Below are 19442 nucleotides of genomic sequence, written 5' to 3' on the forward strand. Positions count from 1 at the left end.
ATGAGTACGGAGATACCCTGTGAATAACTCTACATCGCATTCTTTAGCGGTAAAGACGCCGCTTTCCAGGCTTTACCTCGCTCTATTTTCCGCGCCGCTGTTACTGCTTTCACCTGCCGATTTCGCGCGTGCAGCCGATGCCATTTTTGATGGCGACTCACGTATTACCGAAACGCTGGGTTACACCGGAGACGTTTACGTTGGACGCAATCAACGCGGAAACCTGCTGATCGATAATGGCAAAATCACCGCCTATAACATCAATATCGGTCGGCTGTTCGACGGCCAAATTTATGAAAGCGTGGTCACAGTCCGTGGGCCAAACGCTGAGCTTAACGCGGTGAACGATCAGTACGTCCTGCGCGGCGACCTGAATCTTGGCCTCGGCACCCTGCGAGTCGAACAGGGCGCGCTGGCGAGCGCAAAAGAGATCGTTGTCGGCACCACCCGCGGCTACGACAGCCACCTTATCGCCACGGGCGCCGGATCTCGCGTAACCAGTAATTTCCTTAGCGTAGGTACCGATCTGGGCGCACGCTCCACGCTGGCGATTGAGGACGGCGCCGCGCTCAATACCACCTACGATGCGCGCATCGGCAATGGTACCGGGCCAGATGAAACCGACACACTGAGCCCGAAAGCCACCGTCACGGGGAGCGGCTCACAGTGGAATGTTGGCCGTACGCTGACGCTTAATGGCGACCTGGACGTGCTGAACGGCGGAGCGGTTAACGTTGGCGGCGTGCAGGTGGCGGGCGTCTCCGGGGCCGGAAAAACCGCCGAGCTGGTTATTGCGGGCAAAGACTCGCGCTTTACCAGCGACAGCAGCGTTAGCGTGGGCGATTATGGCAATGGCGTGCTGTCGGTTATTGACGGCGGTTCATTTTCCGCAGGCAGCAATGCGCTGATTGTAGGGACATCGGGCTCCGGTTCGAACCGGGGGGCGCTCATCATCGGCAGCCGCGGCAACATGGACACCGGCACGGGTATAACTGAGCCAACGCTTGGTACGGCAGGCGGCGCGGGTACCCTCGATGCGAAGACGGCAATCAGCCTGCGTGGCGGGCTATTCGGCAGTTATGTCTATTTCAACCATACCGACGAAAATTACATCTTCAGCAACAAGATGAGCGGCGAAGGTGAGGTGATAAATACCTCCGGGCAGACAACGCTGAACGGCGATCTTTCAGCGCTTCAGGCGAACGTGACCGCGCGCGGTGGCAAAGTCATTATTGCCAGCAACATCAACACCCAGCCAGAAGACGATATTTTTGAGATTCAGACCCTTAGCGCCGAGAACGGCGGTACGCTGATCCTCAACGCAACGGCGGGATCCGACGTTAACAACGGACAAGGTTACAGTAGCGCCGCGTCAATCAAGGCCGGTGGCACGCTGGGGGGGAACGGCACGTTGGGCCAGACTGAGATCCTGTCCGGCGGGCATATCTCACCAGGGGATGGCGATATCGGCACGCTGACGCTGAAACGTTATCTGAATTTTATCGGCGAATCCTTCTATGACGTTGATATCGCGGGAGATGGCCGCAGTGACCAACTGCTGGTATCGGGCAAAACCACCATCAGCAATCAGGCTAAGGTACAGGTCACCGCGCTGGATCCGCAAACCAGCTACAAAACGGGCCAAAGCTATCGCATTTTAACCTCGAACGGGGGTATTGACGGCCAGTTCGCCGGAGCGATTTCCAAATCCGCCTTCCTGGACGTGGCGCTTAAGCAGAGCACCGACGCCGTCGATCTGACCATCGCGCAGAAAGAGACCGGCGGCGAGAATCCTGGAGGTGAAAACCCGGGCGGTGAAAACCCGGGGGGTGAGAATCCAGGAGGAGAAAACCCCGGCGGTGAAAACCCGGGTGGTGAGAACCCCGGCAGCGGCGAGCCAGGGATTTTCCAGACCGTGGCAAAGAGCAGCAACCAGTGGAATACCGCCGGCGCGCTCTCCACGCTCACGCAAAGCGGCCCGTCGCTGGCGCTGTATAACTCGCTACTGGTGCTGAGCGCACCGGAAGCGCGCGAGGCGTTTAACCAGCTGTCCGGAGAAGTTTATCCGTCAATGCAATCCAACCTGATAGCCGGCAGCACGCAGGTGTTTAACGTGTTAAACCAACGTATGCAGCGCGCGTTTGATAACGACAGCCTGCCGATACCACCGTTAGCGATGTCGCTGGTGCAGCAGCCGGAGCCGCAAAACAATGGCATCTGGGGCCAGACCTTCAGCTCCTGGAGCCGAAGCAGCGGCGACGGTAACGTGGGCAAGCTGGACGGCAACACCACCGGTTTCCTGCTGGGGGCAGATCGTAAGCTGGCGGATCATAACGTACGTGTCGGTGGTTACTTCGGCTACAGCCGCGGTGATTACGACGTCGACAGCCGTCGTTCCTCAACAGATACCGACAACTATCACCTCGGCCTGTATGCAGCGGGTCAACAGGATGCGTTCTCCCTTCGCGGCGCACTGGGTTACACCTGGCACAAGATCGAAGGCGAGCGCAATGTTGATTTCAGCGGCTTCTCGGATCGGCTGAAGTCTGATTACGACGCCAACTCGCTGCTGGCGTTCACCGAAGCGGGCTACCGTTTCGGCCAGCCAGAGATGAATGTCGAGCCCTTTGTTAACCTCTCCTGGATTCGACTGCATACCGACAGTTTCAGGGAAGACGGCGGTGCCGCCGCGCTGAGCGTTCACAATGAAACCATGAACACCTTCTATTCCACGCTCGGGGTGCGTGGTGTGACCGGATTGCCGAAGAACGTTAACCTCTACGGTTCGTTGGGCTGGCAGCACGCCTATGGCGATAAGAATACCTCTTCGCGCATGGCATTTGCGGGCAGCGACGCCTTCATTACCCAGGGTCAGGCCGTGGATGAGGACGTGATGGTGGGTGATATCGGCGTGAGCGTACAACTGTCGCGTGCAGCGACGCTGGATGTGGGCTATCAGGGGCAATATGGTGCCGATACCCGCGTCAACTCGGTTAACGCTAATCTGCGCTGGTCGTTCTGATTGATATCAACGCTAAAGTGCCGGGTTGCGCTACGTCGACCCGGCCTTCGTGGCGGTTTTTTCTTTTGGTTTATGACCCAATCAGGGATCGTTCCCATCTCCATCCAGCAGTTTGTTTTTAAAGATAAACAAACACGCCTCGTTAAAATTCTCCGCCCCCAGTCGTTCAGAGAGCGCCGTTCGCGTCCGGTAGAGGCTTTTAATCGAGGTGTTCAGTTCGTCCGCCACCTCTTCCATCGACATGCCCGCCCTGAGCAACCGCAGCATAATCGCTTCATGGGTACTCAACCGTAAGTTAAGCAGCCATTTGGTCGTCAGGCGCCTGCCTTTCATATTCAGCACCAGATTAAACAACGACGCCATGTCAGCCACCGGAAGCGCAGTATTCATAAACATCCTCATGCTGAGCTGATTCTCCTCCCGGTGCCGCATATCGAGCATGACGCAGCCGATTGTTTTTCTCGTTCTGGCCGGATGGCGTATCAGATAATCATACAGACGGAGCGGTGAACGGCTGTCAATCAGCACAGAATATTCATCTGCACTGTTATCAAATATCTTTCTGTCAATCGAGTCCAGCAGGATAATATCCGGAAAAAATATCCTCATTCCTCTGACGAGGTAGCGATCCTGTGTCACTAACACTATTGAAGTTGCCACTAACCATCCCTTTTAGATTAAAGCAAGAACGACCCTTCAGAAAGAAGACGCCTTCGTTTTATAGCGCTTTTACATGAACGATAAATGTATTCTGGCTTTGATCATCCCTCGACACGCACATTGATTTGTAAGACTTCCCATAGACTATCACTCAATGTCTGCTATTAATTATAAGTAAAAAACAATCGCAGAAAAGTCACCTCTCAAGATATTAAGAATTTTTGTCACGAAACTTCCCAAACATGCACCAGAAAGTACTTTAATTTATGCACCAAAGCCGCATTAAAAATATAAACAAAAACGTCACAATAAAAATAAATACATTATATATCAACGCATTACAAATATAGACTCCGTTAAAAATAATCATAAAAATCACCCGGATACAGAATTATCTCAAAACAACAACCCGGCTTTTCAACATATTTATCCGTCAACATATCAGGTGTACATTACCTTTCACCGGTCCATAACGATAAGGATCCATAATTACCTTTAAGTAAGTACCTCATAACGTAACTGCATTCACATTTTACGCTCTCATTTATGGCCTTTAACGCTACGTATAAAGGCGGCCGTGTTGCGCAATGGATTTATGATAAACAAATGGCAAATAGATATGGAAAGATCACTTCGCTTCAATACTTTATTCTTTTACCGCGTTCCAAAATTATTGTGTCTGCTATTACTGTTTCCCATTCTGGTTCAGGCTGCCGAATCCGTATATGAACAACAGATTCAGCAGGCGCGTAATGGTAATTACACTTCGTTTCTCCATTACCTGCAGCGTTATCAACAACAGCATGCTCTGACGCCAGAACAAGTGGCAGACTGGCTGCAGGTTGCCTCCTGGGCGGGACGCGATGATGAGGTTATTGAGGTGTGGTTGCGTTATCACGTTTATATGCCCCTGCCCGCCCGGGGAGTGGCCGCAGCCGCGCAATCCAGGAGAAATCAAAAGCAGTGGCAACCTGCGCTCGCGCTCTGGAAGCAGGCCTGTAGCCTTGCACCGGAGAACGACGACTACCGTATCGGGTATATCAAAACCCTGGCCGATGCCCGCATGGATCGGCTGGCCCTGCAGGAAGCGCAAAAACGGGTAACAGCCCACCCCAGCCAGATAAACCTTGAGACGCTCGCCTATGTGTACTTACGCCAGGGGAAAAGCTGGGATCGTCTATTAGCGGACACCCGCGCCCTGAAGAGCGCCCCCGAGAATCACGTACTGCTCAGGGCGCTCGTCGACGCCCTGAACGATAACCGGGTCAGTACGCCTGCCCTGCGGCTGTCACAGGGGATTTCTCTGCCGCCCGCACAACGGCGCCAGCTTGAACTTAACGCCGCAGCCGAACAGGTACGCCTTGCCGATGCGCCTGGGCGGACGGAAAAAGAGCGCCTGCGTCTCGCGCAAGCCGCACTGAATCGCTATGACGCCCTGCTTGCCCGCTGGCAACACGAACCGCAGGCGGCAGAAGATATCATTCGCGCCCGCGTCGACCGTCTTGGCGCGCTATATGCGCATGGTGATTACCCGCAGGCGATCGCTGAATATCGTGCGCTGACGTCAGCTCACCATCCGGTGCCGGGCTGGGCAATCGGCTGGGTGATCTCTGCGTATCTGCAGGAGCAAAACGCCGATGCAGCCCTGGCACTTCTGCAAAAGTATCCTGACTATGCGCGTAACCCACAGGATGAAGAACATCAGCTTTTCTATGCATATCTGGACACCGGTCAGTATCAGGCCGCCCGTCACTATCTTGCGCAGATAACCCGCAACGTTCCCTGGGCTCGCTACGATTTCGGCTCGCCAACCGCCCAGCCCAACGATCAATGGCTTATCGGCCAGTCGCTCACGTTTCAGTATTTGCTGGCAACCCATGCCCTGCCGCAAGCAGAAGCCGTGGCGCACCGTCTGGCTGCCACGGCACCCGGCAACCAGGGGCTACAGATTGATTATGCCGCCCTGCTTCAGGCTCGTGGCCTGCCACGGGCGGCAGAGCAAAAGCTCAAAATGGCGGAGGTACTGGAGCCGTCAAATACAGAGCTGGAGCTGCAGCAGGCTTACGTCGCGATGGATCTGCAGGAGTGGCGACAAATGGAACTTCTGACCGACGACGTGCTCGCCCGTGCGCCACGTGACCGCAGCGTCCAGCGCCTGGACAGGCTCAGAAATGTGCATCATATGTCTGAACTGCGTCTGAACGCAGGCAAGGGATTGCACTCCGACAACCCGGTCAGCGGGACACACGATCTGAACTGGGACGCCACGCTCTATGGCCCACCAGTCGCTGATAACTGGCGACTGTTTGGCGGCACCCGCTTTGCCGAGGGCAATTTTGACGAAGGCAAAGGCACCAGCCGCCATCTGGTCGGCGGCGTCGAATGGCGGTCACGGGATATCTGGCTTGAAGCAGAGCTCTCCGGCAATCGTTATCACGGCACCCACACGCCTGGCGCTCGCCTCTCCGGTCAGTACAGCCTGAACGATCGCTGGCAATCTGGCGGCAGCCTTGAACGTCTGTCACGCACCACGCCGTTGCGGGCGTTACGCAATGGGATCCGTGCAGACCGCGCAGAAGGCTGGGTGCGCTGGTATCAGAACGAGCGTCGTGAGTACCAGCTCAGCGCCGCCATCAGCCATTTTTCCGACCATAACCGCCGACAGGAGTACACCCTCACCGGCAAGGAGCGGCTCTGGCAAACGCCGACCCTGACGCTGGATCTTGAACCGGGCATCTCCGCCAGCGCGAATAGCCAGCGGGATACGCTCTATTACAACCCCGAGCGGGATCTGTCCGCGACGGCTGCGTTGTCCGTCGATCATCAGCTGTACCGCTATTACGACACCCTCTGGAGCCAGCAACTGGTCGCCGGAGCCGGAGGATACTGGCAGAAAAATCAGTCTGCTGGCGCCATCACCCTGCTCGGCTACGGGCAACGCGTTCAATGGAACAACGTCGTGGATACCGGCGTGATGTTGAACTGGGATAAGCGCCCTTACGACGGCAAACGAGAAAGCAATCTCGCCGTCACTTTCGATGCGACTTTACGGTTTTAAGGATGAATATGTTGACCATTCGTTTTCCTGTGGGCCTGCTCATCATCGGCTGGTTATGCTTCAGCGCGAGCGTCTGCGCCCAGGCCATTTCGTTTATTTCGCCCAACGAGAGACCTCAGCCGGAAGCCAGTAAACCCTGGCCGAAGAATCACTTTTTCGTGCTGGCCTATCACGATGTGGAAGATGACGCCGCCGATCAGCGCTATCTCTCCGTGCGGACCAGCGCCTTAAACGAGCAGATAAGCTGGCTTGTGCATAACGGGTATAACGCCATCAGCGTGCAGGATATTCTGGATGCCCACGACGGTAAAAAAACGCTGCCGCCAAAGGCCTTTCTGCTCAGTTTTGATGACGGCTACAGCAGTTTTTATACCCGCGTCTGGCCGTTGATCCAGGCCTGGAATGTGCCGGCGCTGTGGGCCCCTGTTGGCAGTTGGGTGGATACGCCAGCACATCAAAACGTGAATTTTGGCGGTTTGATGACACCCCGGGACCGTTTCGCGACGTGGGACATGGTGCGCGAGTTAAGCCAGTCCCCGCTGATTGAGATCGGCTCGCATACCTGGGCTTCGCATTACGGTATACCGGCCAATCCACAGGGAAGCCGCGAACCGGCTATTGCCAGCCGCTTTTACGATAACGCGACAGGGCGTTACGAAACTGACCAGCAGTTCAGCCAGCGCATCGGCGATGACGTGCGGAAAGTCACCGAAAAAATCGCCCAGGTGACGGGCAAAGCGCCGCGTGCCTGGGTGTGGCCCTACGGTGCTGCCAACGGCACGTCGCTCGCCATTGCCAGACAGCAGGGTTATCAGTTGGCCTTTACCCTTGAGGACGGGCTGGCAGATGTGCGTCACCTGGACAACATGCCGCGCCTGTTAATCTCCGGGAATCCTTCGCTTAAAGCCTTTGCCAGCAGCATCGCGCAGATTCAGGAGACCGACCCTGTGCGCGTGATGCATGTCGATCTGGATTACGTTTATGACCCCGATCCGGCTCAGCAGACCAAAAACATCAATACGCTGATCCAGCGGGTCTACGACATGAAAATCAGCCATGTTTTCCTGCAAGCATTTTCCGATCCCCTCGGCAACGGCACGATTAACGCGCTCTACTTCCCCAACCGTCGGCTGCCCGTGCGTGCCGATCTCTTTAACTTTGTCGCCTGGCAACTGCAAACCCGCGCGGGCGTAAAAGTCTACGCGTGGATGCCGGTTCTCTCGTTCGATCTCTCCCCTGCACTGCCGCGCGTGCAGCGTCGGGATCGGCAAACGGGCCAGGTACGCGCCGCCACCGAGCCCTATACCCGGCTTTCGCCGTGGGATCCGCAGGTTCGACAGCAGGTGACCGAAATCTATGAAGATCTGGCCCGCTATGCCAGCTTCAATGGGATCTTGTTCCATGACGATGCGGTGCTGACGGATCAGGATGATGCCGGGCAGCAGACAACGCGCCAGAAAAGCCAGACGCTAATCGGGTTTACCCACGCCCTGAGCCTGGCGGTGAAGCATATCCGCGGTCCGCAGATAAAAACCGCGCGCAATATGTTCGCCCTGCCGATCCTCGACCCGGCGAGCGAGGCGTGGTTTGCGCAGAATCTTGATGACTTCCTGGCGGAGTATGACTGGACGGTGCCGATGGCCATGCCGCTGATGGAGTCCGTCCCGGCAGACGAGAGCAACGCCTGGCTAACGCGCCTGGTTAAGACCGTCGCCACTCGCCCCGGCGCGCTGAATAAAACCATTTTTGAGCTGCAGGCCCGTGACTGGGCGCAGACACCGCAACGCGCCGTACCCGATAGTCGCCTGGCGGAGTGGATGCGCGTGCTCCAGCTTAACGGCAGCAAACATTACGGTTACTACCCCGACGATTTCATCCATAACCAACCTGATCTTTCCCGTATCAGGCCTGAATTCTCTTCGTACTGGTATCCTGACAATGACTGATCGCCTTATCGCTTTCTCAATTTTATGCCTGGTATTTGGGTTGCCATTAGGCGTGGCCGCCCTCTTTACCGGCGAACTGATTCTGGATTTTGTCTTCTTCTGGCCCCTGTTCATGTCCGTATTCTGGATCACCGGGGGGCTCTATTTCTGGTTTCAGCTGGAACGACACTGGTCATGGAACAGAAAAACACCCGCCCCGACGTTAGAGGGCGATCCGTTAATTTCGATCCTCATTCCCTGTTTCAATGAGGAACGCAACGCCCGGGAGACGATCGGTGCCGCGCTGGCCCAGCGTTACCCGAATATCGAGGTCATCGCCATCAACGATGGTTCTTCGGATAACACCGCGCAGGTGCTGCAACAGCTGGCGCAGGAGCAGCCGCGTCTGCGCGTCATTCATCTGGCGGAGAATCAGGGGAAAGCCGTGGCGCTGAAAGCGGGCGCAGCGGCGGCCAGGGGAGACCTTCTGGTCTGTATTGATGGCGATGCCCTGCTCGACCGCGATACCGCCGCTTATCTGGTTGCCCCGCTGATCCACTCCCCCCACGTGGGCGCCGTGACCGGGAACCCGCGTATTCGCACGCGCTCCACGTTGATTGGCCGCATTCAGGTGGGCGAATTCTCCTCCATCATAGGGCTCATCAAACGCACGCAGCGGATCTATGGCCGGGTCTTTACCGTCTCTGGCGTCATCGCGGCCTTTCGCCGTCAGGCGCTGGCGGACGTGGGATACTGGAGCCCGGATATGATCACCGAAGATATCGACATCAGCTGGAAGCTTCAGCTTCGCCACTGGGATATTTTTTTCGAGCCGCGCGCGCTGTGCTGGATCCTGATGCCGGAGACGCTAAAAGGGCTGTGGAAACAGCGCCTGCGCTGGGCTCAGGGCGGCGCGGAGGTTTTTCTGGTCAATCTTCGCAAGATCGTGCGCTGGGAGCATCATCGCATGTGGCCGCTGTTTTTAGAGTACGCCCTGTCAACGCTGTGGGCGTTTGCGTATGCGGTGACGGTGCTGTTATTTATCATAAGCACCCTCACGCCGCTTCCTGCCAACCTGACCGTCACGAGCCTGTTCCCGCCGGAATTCACCGGGCTCCTGCTGGGGGTGATGTGCCTGCTGCAGTTCCTCGTCAGTTTGTATATCGAGCGACGCTATGAACGTAACGTGGCGAGTTCGCTTTTCTGGATCATCTGGTTTCCGATGGTGTACTGGATGATCGGCCTGTTCACCACCCTCGTCGCCTTCCCAAAGGTCATGCTTAAACGCCAGCGCTCACGCGCGCGCTGGATCAGTCCGGACAGAGGTAAAGGGAGCATTCAATGAACGAAAACACGTTAATCCTGACTGAACATCGGCTGGTGCCCCGGCTGTTTGATGCAGCGTTAACCCTGCTGGCCTGGGGAGGATTTCTCTTTTTCCTCTATGCCAACCTGTGGATGCAGATAACCAACGAGAGCGACTACCGCTGGGGCGTGATTATTGCCTCCTTTAAGACGGTGCTGATCTATTTACTGATCGCCGCGCTAAACGGCTGGCTGCTGATCCTGTGGTATCAATATAATCGCCGCCGCGCGCATGCAAGACGACATCACCGCCCTGCAACGCTTAAGCACGACGAGCTGGCCCGCAGCTTTAACGTGACGCCGCAAATCATCTCAGAGATGAGCCAGTACAATTTGCTGACGGTCTATCATGACCAGATCGGTCGCATCATTGATTTGAAAATCAGTCAGCAGGACGAGGAATAAACCTCAGGCATCCGCAGGTTCTCTCTGCGGATGCAGATTCTACCCGGTTACTTATCCTTCACCACAATCAGCGGTTCAATATCGCTCTCTTTTTTCACCACCAGCGTTTCATCCCCACGCAGGCAGGTTCCGCCGTAATTCCCGCCCACGGTAAAGGTACAGACCTGAATATATTTGCCGTCCACCTTCGGCAAACACCACAGTTGCTGATAGATATTCTTGCGATCGACAAACTTGCCGCTGGATTTATCCAGCAGTTCATCCTGGGCGCTGATCAGATCGATATTACTGCCGCAACGGCCGGCAATGGGTTTGACGGCATAACCGGTCTGCTTCAGCAGCGCGTTAACCTCAAAATCGGTATCGAGCAGGTAGCGGTGGTTCGGGAATAGCTGCCACAGCACCGGCAGGATCGCCTTATTGCCTGGGATCACCGTCCACAGCGGTTCAAACACCAGCACTTCCGGGCGCAGCAGGACGTCAATCAGCCGCACCTCGCCTGCCGGGTGGCCGGTGCGGATCGGCACGGCAGCGTATTCGGTTTCGCTGACCTCGCGGATCTGCTCGATTGCCGTTTCCCACGCCCAGGTTTTCCACACGCAGTTGACATGACGACCTTCATCGTCGATTAACTGCCCGGCAGCATCCCAGCTCAGCGCGCCCAGACCGTGCAGAATTTTGGTGTCAAACCCGGCCTGCAGCAGCGAGCGCTGAATGAAGAGCGCGTGATAATCCTCTTCGACATCGTTGTCCTGCATGATGTGCACGAACGGACGCGCATGGCTGTGTTTCCACGCGCCGGTCAGCTCCTCCAGCAGACCTTCTGCCGGGTTGTGCCCATTGCCGCGATAACCGTTTTTGACCCACTCTTCCAGAATTAAGCCGCCCTCGGTGTGGCAGGAGGCGGAATCGGCGTTGTACTCGTAAACCTTAATGCCGCGCTCATCCATACAGAAATCCATACGACCGGTGATCATATGGTGGCGACGCCACTGCCAGGAGAGACGCAGGCGCGGCCAGAGGATTTTGGGGATATCGAAAAGCGCCAGTAAGTTATCATCTTTCAGCACTTTGTCGGTGGCATGCAGGTACATCAGATGCAGTTCATTGGTCGCTTTAATCAACTCCTGCTCGGCGCTTTCGGTAATCGTGAAATAGTGGCAGGGATCGTTATTAATAACGTGGCCGTTGGCACGTATGTAGGCCTGCTGCAGGGCGTCATTTTCGTTGAGCCATTTTCCGTCGTATTGACGTTTATTCTTCAACCGCGCACCGCTGATTTTCAGCAGTTCGCCGTCAGGTTCGGGCTGGGGAATGCTGTGCTCCGTGTCGTCCGTCTGGATCATCCAGCCAAGGATTTCGGTATCGCTGAAGGTGTCATGAAGCGTGTAACAGTCGTTCTCAACGGTCATGCGCAGCTCACGGGTCCACTGCTGTCCGAGCGGAAGCGGGGAGTGAATTACATTCTGCTCGGCAATGCGGACCTTACCATCTAAAAGCTGGGTGATTATTGCGACATGGCCGGTTTCATGGAACTCGCCGCCCTTTTGCCAGATGAGCAGCGCCCCGGCCTGCGGCGCGCGTTTCGAGCCGTTGGCAAAAGCCTGTAACGGCAGAATATTATCGTTCACCACCTGGCGCAAAAAACGCAGGGAGAAGATCTCCCACGCCATCCCGACATCGGTAAACACGAAGCCATAATTGAGGAACAGGAAACGGCGGGCGAATTCCACACACTGCCACTTGTGGCCCATGTATTCGTTGCCGATATAGCTGCGGAAATCCGCGTCTTGCGGGTACTTACGCGGGTCCAGACTGCCGTAATTTGAAGAGTAAATCGCCACGCCACCGGGCGCATAGCCTAACAACGTCCCGAATGGCGCATCACTGCTTAACTTTCCTTTACGCATGTATCCAACCTAAAACAGGCAGGCGGCAATTTTTGGAAGGGTTGTCGTCGTCTGCACGTTGTAATTAACCTGACAGAGGTAGGGTTATCATACACCTCCCCTGACCTTTGCGCTCAGTTCGTTAAACGGTCTATTCATCTCCTGCTACACTGCCTCAACACATCACAAAAAAGGCAGGCCAACATGTCAGACGAAAATACCTATCAGCCACCCAAAGTGTGGGAATGGAAAAAGAACGGCGGCGGGGCGTTCGCCAACATCAACCGTCCTGTTTCTGGTGCCACACATGAGAAAGATCTGCCCGTCGGTTCGCACCCGCTGCAGCTTTACTCCCTGGGCACGCCGAACGGCCAGAAAGTGACGATCATGCTCGAAGAGCTGCTGGCGCTGGGCGTAACGGGCGCGGAGTACGACGCGTGGCTGATCCGCATCGGTGAAGGCGATCAGTTCTCCAGTGGCTTTGTTGAGGTGAACCCGAACTCGAAAATACCGGCGCTTCGTGACCACTCCACCACCCCGCCAACGCGCGTATTTGAATCCGGAAACATCCTGCTCTATCTGGCAGAGAAGTTCGGGCATTTCCTGCCAAAAGATCCGGCTGGCCGCACGGAAACCCTGAACTGGCTGTTCTGGCTGCAGGGCGCGGCCCCGTTCCTCGGTGGCGGTTTCGGCCATTTCTACAACTATGCGCCGGTGAAGATCGAGTACGCGATTGACCGCTTCACGATGGAAGCCAAGCGCCTGTTCGACGTACTGGATAAACAGCTCGCCCGCGGCCGTTACGTGGCGGGTGAAGAATACACCATCGCCGATATGGCGGTCTGGCCGTGGTTTGGCTGCGTGGCGCTGGGCAGCGTCTACAACGCCGCCGAGTTCCTGGACGCAGAGAAGTACACCAACGTCCAGCGCTGGGCAAAAGACGTAGCGAACCGCCCTGCCGTGAAGCGAGGACGGATTGTGAACCGCACCAACGGTGAGCTTAACGAGCAACTCCACGAACGCCACGCGGCGAGCGACTTCGAGACCAAAACCGAAGATAAGCGTCAGGCGTGATGCAATGCCGGGCGGGTAACCGCCCGGCCAGGCAAATCCTTGTCCAGGGCATGATTAGCTTAAGGGTTGGGCCGGTATTACTGGCACTATGCGGACGTTTTTCTCCAGTCAGACGGCGAGAAGCGACGTTTCAACCGACAGCAGTCACAAAGGATTTGTTATGAAATCAATCAATACAGCGCTGGTGATCAGCATCCTTCTTTTTTCTACCTCAGGAATGGCGATGGATAAAACCGCCGCCGGTGCGGTAGCAGGCGCGGCGATTGGGGCGGCCACAGGTAAAGATCTGAAATCCACCGTAGGCGGCGCGGTCGTGGGTGCAGGCACGGGTGCGATGTTCAAAAACGGTGACAAAGGTAAAGCCGCGCGTAAAGGCGGTGCCGTAGGCGCTGTTGTTGGTGCAGGTGCCGCTGCCGTAACGGGCAACAGCGTACTGAAAGGTGCCGCTGTGGGTGCGGGTTCAGGCGCGCTGATTGGTGAAGCGACGCACTGATAAACGCCGTAGGTCTGCATTTCAAACCGATATGATAAAGAAACCCAGCTATTACGCTGGGTTTTTATATTCTCTCGGTTCCGATTGAGAAACAGGAAGTATTGCCGCAATCGTTACGGGTAGCCCCCTGCTTGCGGTTTCCTTATGTACTGAACTTTCTTCGGTAAGTTTTCAGCGTCCATTCTCCGTAATTTCTTTTATTTTGCTTACGCTGGTCACCTGGGGATTATTGGTCTGATACAGTATACTTTCGCCTGATTAGGGAGGACGTGATGGCTATCAGTGAGAAAGACCTGCTTGAGGCGGGTTTCAGCAAAAGCGAAGTAGACAATTTACAGGGCCGACTCACAGCAGCCGGAGGCACAATGCAGCATCTCATCGATGCGCTCTCACGGCGCTTCCGGGTTTCGGTATGGGTCACGGTCGCGCTGGTTCTGGTTATGCTGGTCACCCTTATCATCGGCAGCCGGACACACATTCTTTCCGGGGGCATGAGTTCCCTTGTTGTCCTGATCATCGCCTGGGTGACCTTTCCACCAGTTCTGGGCTGGAAAGCATTCCGCCTGCAAAAGACTATTTCCCGGCAGGCTCGATAGTCAGTAAATCAAGCGCCACTTTGGCTTTAACACCCCATCCCGCAATTTTAAGCGCCATCGCGGGACGTGGCGTATCGGATACTTTCCTGAAGAAATCGGGCCTGGTCCAGTACCACAGCCGTTGTGCTTCGGGTTTCAGCCTCAGACCATACGCGCCGTAGACTTCACTGAAGAGCGTGACAGCCTTATAGGTCCCCAGCCCTTGCTGCCGGCTGAAGCCCAGGAATTCTGCGACCTCCATCGAGCCGTCAGCGAAAATTCCCTCCGTTTGCTTATCACCGAGGAGGTTGTGTGCGGCCTCACGTGAAATAGTGTTAAGCCCGTTAACAACAATCACGGCACCGGCCACCACGCCCACCGGCGTCATGGAGGACATCATGACGATCCCGCCAAAGATAGCCGCCCCTGCTACCACCACGTCAACAGCCGAGATGATGTAGCCCACAATTTTGTTCTCGTCCCGGACAACCTTCACCTCGGCATAGAGTTTTGCATAGCCGGTTTTAAGAGCACGGGACTGTTCAAGCAGACTGGTATTCTCAGCACGCAATGCCTGCAGACAGGCCATACAGTCATCATCCGTTTTTGCCCGGCGTGCGGCCTCAAATTGAGCCATGATGAATGCCCTGATCTCATCTACAAACTGAATCCGGATAAAACCATCCTGAAGATGCATAGCCGCTACCGTATTGGCCGTATTAACCAGTTTCCTGGCCTCCAGGTTGATCATAGTTTCTGCCCAGGCACGGGGGTTCTGGCCGGGTAAAAGCAACGTGTCCATTTATTGCCTCGCTTATCGGTTTTTGAAAGCATATTCCCGAAACGATTTTTGACAACAAATAATAGCGTTGAAATTCCCCTGTCCGTCGCCCACTGAGTGAAAACTTGCCACCACATTCCTGAGAACAATCCGGTGAAAGGCCGCACGAGGCGGCCTTTACATGTTATGCCGTGAGGCGGAACTTCTGCACCGAACGCTGAAGCTCTTCGGTCTGCCGCTCAAGTGCCGCTGCCGCGGCGGAGACCTGCTCCACCAGCGAGGCGTTTTGCTGGGTCACACCGTCCATCTGCGTAATGGCAACCCCGACCTGGGAAATGCCTTTGCTTTGCTCCTCAGAGGCTGACGCAATCTGCTTCATGATGGTGGTCACTTCCGTTACATCGCGCAGAATCGCTTCCATGGTGGTCCCCGTGTCGTTCACCAGTTGAGCCCCCTGCTCGACGCGAGCGACGGAATCGGCAATCAGACCTTCAATCTCTTTCGCCGCGTTGGCGCTGCGGCTGGCCAGATTACGCACCTCACCTGCCACCACGGCAAAGCCACGGCCTTGCTCACCCGCTCGCGCCGCTTCCACTGCTGCGTTGAGCGCCAGGATATTGGTCTGGAAGGCGATACTGTTTATCACGGTGGTGATTTCAGCAATTTTCTTCGAGCTGTCGGAAATACCGCTCATGGTGGTCACCACCTCCTCCACCAGCGAGCCACCGCGGCTGGCCGTGGTCGATGCCACATCCGCCAGCTGGCTTGCCTGACGTGCGCTTTCGGCGTTCAGCTTCACGGTGGCAGTGAGTTGCTCCATGCTGGCCGCCGTCTCTTCCAGCGCGGCAGCCTGCTCTTCGGTACGGGAGGAGAGATCGTTGTTACCGCTGGAGATCTCGGTCGCCCCGCGCCAGATATTTTCACTGCCCGCGCGGATCGTGCTGACCGCCTCGCGCAGGCTGTCCTGCATGGCACTCAGCAACGGCACCAGTTGCCCCACACAGTTACGACCAAACGGTTCAATGGGCTGGCTGAGATCGCCCTGCGCAATCTGGCGGAACTGCTGACGAATTCGGTCCAGCGGTTTCACCAGCATCGCCACCAGGTAACGGTCGCTAAAGAGCAGGATCAGCAGACCAATCACGGTGGCGGCAATAATCACCGTGCGGGTCATGCTGGTCAGGCCATCCACCACTACGCGGGTACTGTCGAGGGCCTTCGCAGCGGCGTTATTGAACTCCTCAGCGGCTGCACCAAACGCACGGCTCAGCTGTGGCGTGACGTTATTAGCCTGCTGGCGATAACCATCCAGCGCACCCAGCTTCGCCTGCTGCATTTGTGGCGTAACGCCCTGCTCGAGCAGCGCCTGCCAGGTGCCGATCACCCGGGAGGAGACCTGTTCATCCATCGGCCCCGGAGAGATCGCTTTCATCTCGGCCAGTTTTTTGCCCATGTTATCCAGCGCCTGCTGGGCGGAGGCCAGATCCGGCGTACCGCCAGCGGCTTTGACTTCCATCGCGCGGCTCAGTCGGGTGACAAAGCGGAAATACTGATCGTTGCCCTGGCTGAGTATGGTCATCTGTTTCACCAGCTGGCGATCGACTTCATTGCCATCCGAAACGCGAGAGAGGGACCAGGTGCTGTAGAGTCCAACGCCTGCCCACATTAAACAAAAGATCCCCAGGATCGTCAGCATGACGAAACGGATCGTGAAATTACGGAGCATGTTCATAAGTGTTCCTTGCCGTGAGGGTGAGTTCGCCCAGAGGCGAGTACTACTCTCGTTATCGGCAGGAACCGCGGAAATTATAACCTTTTGTAACTATTTTTCGTTAGCGTGGCTTCACAGGTACCACAGCACCGATTAACGCTTAGAGGCCTTTCCCGCCGCGACATCGCTTCACGAGCAGATTTATGGTTTGATAATCAAAGAATGAAAACGCTGTTTCGAAAATTCATCGATAAGAAAGGAGACATCATGTCCTGGCACCCTAACCCCGGCCGTTATGAAAATATGCAGTACCGCTACTGTGGCAAAAGCGGGCTGCGCCTGCCTGCGCTGTCGCTTGGCCTGTGGCATAGCTTCGGCCACGTTCAGCCGCTCGACACCCAGCGTGCGCTACTGCGTAAAGCCTTCGACCTCGGTATCACCCATTTCGATCTTGCCAATAACTACGGCCCGCCTGCGGGGAGCGCGGAAGAGAACTTTGGTCGCCTGCTGCGGGAGGATTTTGCCGCCTGTCGCGACGAGCTGATTATCTCCACCAAAGCGGGTTACGACATGTGGCCGGGACCATATGGCTCGGGCGGCTCGCGCAAATATCTGCTCGCCAGCCTCGACCAGAGCCTGAAGCGTATGGGTCTGGAATATGTGGATATTTTCTATTCCCATCGCGTGGACGAGAACACGCCGATGGAAGAGACCGCTGCCGCGCTGGCCCATGCGGTGCAGAGCGGTAAAGCGCTGTATGTCGGAATTTCGTCCTATTCAACGGCGCGCACGCAGAAAATGGCTGACCTGCTTCGCGAATGGAAAATTCCACTGCTCATCCATCAGCCGTCGTACAACCTGCTTAACCGCTGGGTGGATAAAACCGGCCTGCTGGAGACGCTAAAGCAAAACGGTACCGGCTGTATTGCGTTTACCCCACTGGCGCAGGGGTTGCTGACCGGAAAATACCTCAACGGTATTCCTGAAGGTTCGCGGATGCAGCGCGAGGGGAATAAAGTGCGCGGGCTGACGCAGAAGATGCTGACCGAAGCCAATCTGAACAGTCTGCGCTTGCTCAATGAGATGGCACAGGCACGTGGTCAGACAATGGCGCAGATGGCGCTAAGCTGGCTGCTGAAAGATGAGCGCGTAACGTCCGTGCTGATTGGCGCGAGCCGCCCGGAACAGCTGGAAGAGAACGTTCAGGCGCTGAAAAACCTGCGCTTTAGCGAAGAGGAGCTGATACGCATTGATAAGCATGTTGCGGATGGAGAGTTGAATCTGTGGCAGGCGTCGTCGGATAAATAGTGCGGTCTGTTGCCCTCTCCCACAGGGAGAGGGTGGTTAAGAAGGAAATTACTTCTTGCTGATCTTATCCAGATACCCCATCACAAACGCCGAAAGCACAAACGTGAGATGGATAATGACATACCACATCAGTTTGTTGTCCGGGACATTCTTTGCGTCCATGAACACGCGTAACAGGTGGATGGAGGAGATCGCCACAATCGAGGCGGCCACTTTATTCTTCAGCGACGTGGCATCCATTTTGCCCAGCCAGCTCAGCTTTTCTTTACGCGCGTCGATATCAAGCTGGGAGACAAAATTCTCATAGCCAGAGAACATCACCATCACCAGTAAGCCCCCCACCAGCGTCATATCCACCAGTGACAGCAGAACCAGAATCAAATCTGCTTCGGCAATGGAAAAGATGTTCGGCAGAACATGCAAGATTTCCTGGAAGAACTTAATCGTGAGCGCAATCAGCGCCAGCGAAAGGCCAAAATAGACGGGTGCCAGTATCCAGCGCGAGGCGTACATAGCGTTTTCAAAGAAGCGTTCCATAAAGTCCTGTCTGCAAACGAAACCAGCACTCAGTATATCGCAACGGCGCTAACTGTTTGCAACAACTAACCATTACACGTTGTCAGGATCCACCTCAGGGCGCGCATACTCCGGCCAGACCAGCACCACCAGCTCCGGATAGGCTTCCAGGCTGAACTCGCGAAAGCACTGACGCAGGTTTAATACGTCTAAATCGGAATACGAGACCTTCTCACCATTCAGACAGCGCTTTTTGATATTGTCGTAATATTTATAGACCGCTGAATTCAGGTCACTGCAGCGACGCTGCGCTTCAAACAGGCCCGGCGTGTCATTAATTTCCGACATTTTCATCCGCTTTATTGTCGCGTGCAAAAAGTCGATATATTCATGGTTCACCCGCCAGTACCAAACCGGCGTCACCGAGTTCATCAAAACAGAGAAATGGTCTTCACCTTCCTCTTTAGTCATCAGTTCAGGCTGTGGGGTTTCACTGGTGTCTTTCGACTCTTTCGTTTTATTGAACTCCTGCATCAATAAAAGAACACCAGCGGTCAGTAATAGTAATGTAATGACCGTAAAAAAGATGCTGTTCATGGGTTGGCTCCATTTTTTTTGATTTTAAAATTGCCTCATGATATTGTCAACGAATCTCACGCC

The 19442-nt window shown here is 55.6% G+C and carries 15 protein-coding genes; 9 read left to right on the top strand and 6 right to left on the bottom strand.

The genetic code is table 11. The annotated features are described in order from the left end of the window. Nucleotides 1-19: 19 nt before the first annotated feature. The gene (locus ACMWKA_RS05510) at nucleotides 20-3022 is read left to right on the top strand and encodes an autotransporter domain-containing protein (protein WP_414760042.1); all 3003 of its coding nucleotides are present in this window, start codon (nucleotides 20-22) and stop codon (nucleotides 3020-3022) included. A gap of 81 nt (nucleotides 3023-3103) precedes the next feature. On the opposite strand, the gene ACMWKA_RS05515 is transcribed toward ACMWKA_RS05510, so the two are convergent. After that, on the bottom strand, nucleotides 3104-3631 hold the full coding sequence (locus ACMWKA_RS05515) for a LuxR C-terminal-related transcriptional regulator (RefSeq protein ID WP_013098695.1): 528 nt from the start codon (nucleotides 3629-3631) through the stop codon (nucleotides 3104-3106). Between the two features lie 670 nt (nucleotides 3632-4301). On the opposite strand from ACMWKA_RS05515, the gene pgaA reads away from it, so the two are divergent. Genes pgaA through pgaD form a run of 4 tightly spaced genes read left to right on the top strand, consistent with a single transcriptional unit; the run spans nucleotide 4302 to nucleotide 10435 of the window. Then, nucleotides 4302-6740: a poly-beta-1,6 N-acetyl-D-glucosamine export porin PgaA gene (gene pgaA, locus ACMWKA_RS05520; protein ID WP_414760043.1), complete on the top strand. Its 2439-nt coding sequence runs from the start codon at nucleotides 4302-4304 to the stop codon at nucleotides 6738-6740. A gap of 8 nt (nucleotides 6741-6748) precedes the next feature. Next, nucleotides 6749-8686 (top strand): poly-beta-1,6-N-acetyl-D-glucosamine N-deacetylase PgaB, encoded by a 1938-nt coding sequence (pgaB, locus tag ACMWKA_RS05525; protein ID WP_333094302.1) that lies wholly within the window; start codon nucleotides 6749-6751, stop codon nucleotides 8684-8686. Beyond that, nucleotides 8679-10010 (top strand): poly-beta-1,6-N-acetyl-D-glucosamine synthase, encoded by a 1332-nt coding sequence (gene pgaC, locus ACMWKA_RS05530; RefSeq protein ID WP_038420573.1) that lies wholly within the window; start codon nucleotides 8679-8681, stop codon nucleotides 10008-10010. The genes pgaB and pgaC overlap by 8 nt, the downstream gene beginning before the upstream one ends. After that, the gene (gene pgaD / locus ACMWKA_RS05535) at nucleotides 10007-10435 is read left to right on the top strand and encodes a poly-beta-1,6-N-acetyl-D-glucosamine biosynthesis protein PgaD (protein ID WP_038420574.1); all 429 of its coding nucleotides are present in this window, start codon (nucleotides 10007-10009) and stop codon (nucleotides 10433-10435) included. The genes pgaC and pgaD overlap by 4 nt, the downstream gene beginning before the upstream one ends. A gap of 47 nt (nucleotides 10436-10482) precedes the next feature. Here the strand turns inward: pgaD and gss are convergent, their stop codons facing one another. Continuing rightward, nucleotides 10483-12345 (bottom strand): bifunctional glutathionylspermidine amidase/synthase, encoded by a 1863-nt coding sequence (gene gss, locus ACMWKA_RS05540; protein WP_280596576.1) that lies wholly within the window; start codon nucleotides 12343-12345, stop codon nucleotides 10483-10485. A gap of 183 nt (nucleotides 12346-12528) precedes the next feature. Here gss and yghU point away from each other — a divergent pair, with 183 nt between their 5' ends. From yghU to ACMWKA_RS05555, 3 genes are all read left to right on the top strand, one after another. Then, nucleotides 12529-13398: a glutathione-dependent disulfide-bond oxidoreductase gene (yghU, locus tag ACMWKA_RS05545; protein ID WP_013098701.1), complete on the top strand. Its 870-nt coding sequence runs from the start codon at nucleotides 12529-12531 to the stop codon at nucleotides 13396-13398. 160 nt (nucleotides 13399-13558) lie between these two features. Beyond that, a complete protein-coding gene (locus ACMWKA_RS05550; protein ID WP_013098702.1) occupies nucleotides 13559-13891 on the top strand; it encodes a glycine zipper domain-containing protein in 333 nt (110 codons plus the stop codon). 272 nt (nucleotides 13892-14163) lie between these two features. Then, on the top strand, nucleotides 14164-14487 hold the full coding sequence (locus ACMWKA_RS05555; RefSeq protein ID WP_038420575.1) for a hypothetical protein: 324 nt from the start codon (nucleotides 14164-14166) through the stop codon (nucleotides 14485-14487). Here ACMWKA_RS05555 and ACMWKA_RS05560 read toward each other — a convergent pair. Then, nucleotides 14465-15103, bottom strand: coding sequence for a DUF4225 domain-containing protein (locus ACMWKA_RS05560; protein ID WP_224787910.1), 639 nt, complete (start codon nucleotides 15101-15103; stop codon nucleotides 14465-14467). The genes ACMWKA_RS05555 and ACMWKA_RS05560 overlap by 23 nt on opposite strands. A 328-nt stretch (nucleotides 15104-15431) precedes the next feature. Then, nucleotides 15432-16979 (bottom strand): methyl-accepting chemotaxis protein, encoded by a 1548-nt coding sequence (locus ACMWKA_RS05565; RefSeq protein WP_020689507.1) that lies wholly within the window; start codon nucleotides 16977-16979, stop codon nucleotides 15432-15434. Between the two features lie 246 nt (nucleotides 16980-17225). Here ACMWKA_RS05565 and ACMWKA_RS05570 point away from each other — a divergent pair, with 246 nt between their 5' ends. Then, nucleotides 17226-18266, top strand: coding sequence for an aldo/keto reductase (locus ACMWKA_RS05570; protein WP_023622102.1), 1041 nt, complete (start codon nucleotides 17226-17228; stop codon nucleotides 18264-18266). A 48-nt stretch (nucleotides 18267-18314) separates the two neighbouring features. On the opposite strand, the gene ACMWKA_RS05575 is transcribed toward ACMWKA_RS05570, so the two are convergent. After that, entirely contained in the window at nucleotides 18315-18803 is a 489-nt protein-coding gene (locus ACMWKA_RS05575) for a TIGR00645 family protein (RefSeq protein WP_013098707.1), read from the bottom strand. A gap of 72 nt (nucleotides 18804-18875) precedes the next feature. Next, nucleotides 18876-19379, bottom strand: a complete 504-nt coding sequence (locus tag ACMWKA_RS05580; RefSeq protein WP_013098708.1) for an ESA_00282 family adhesion-associated protein — start codon at nucleotides 19377-19379, stop codon at nucleotides 18876-18878. Nucleotides 19380-19442: the final 63 nt, after the last annotated feature.

This window comes from Enterobacter sp. 03-F-07-AD-ECC (genome assembly GCF_047530935.1).
In the GTDB taxonomy this organism is placed as follows: Bacteria; Pseudomonadota; Gammaproteobacteria; order Enterobacterales; family Enterobacteriaceae; genus Enterobacter; species Enterobacter cloacae.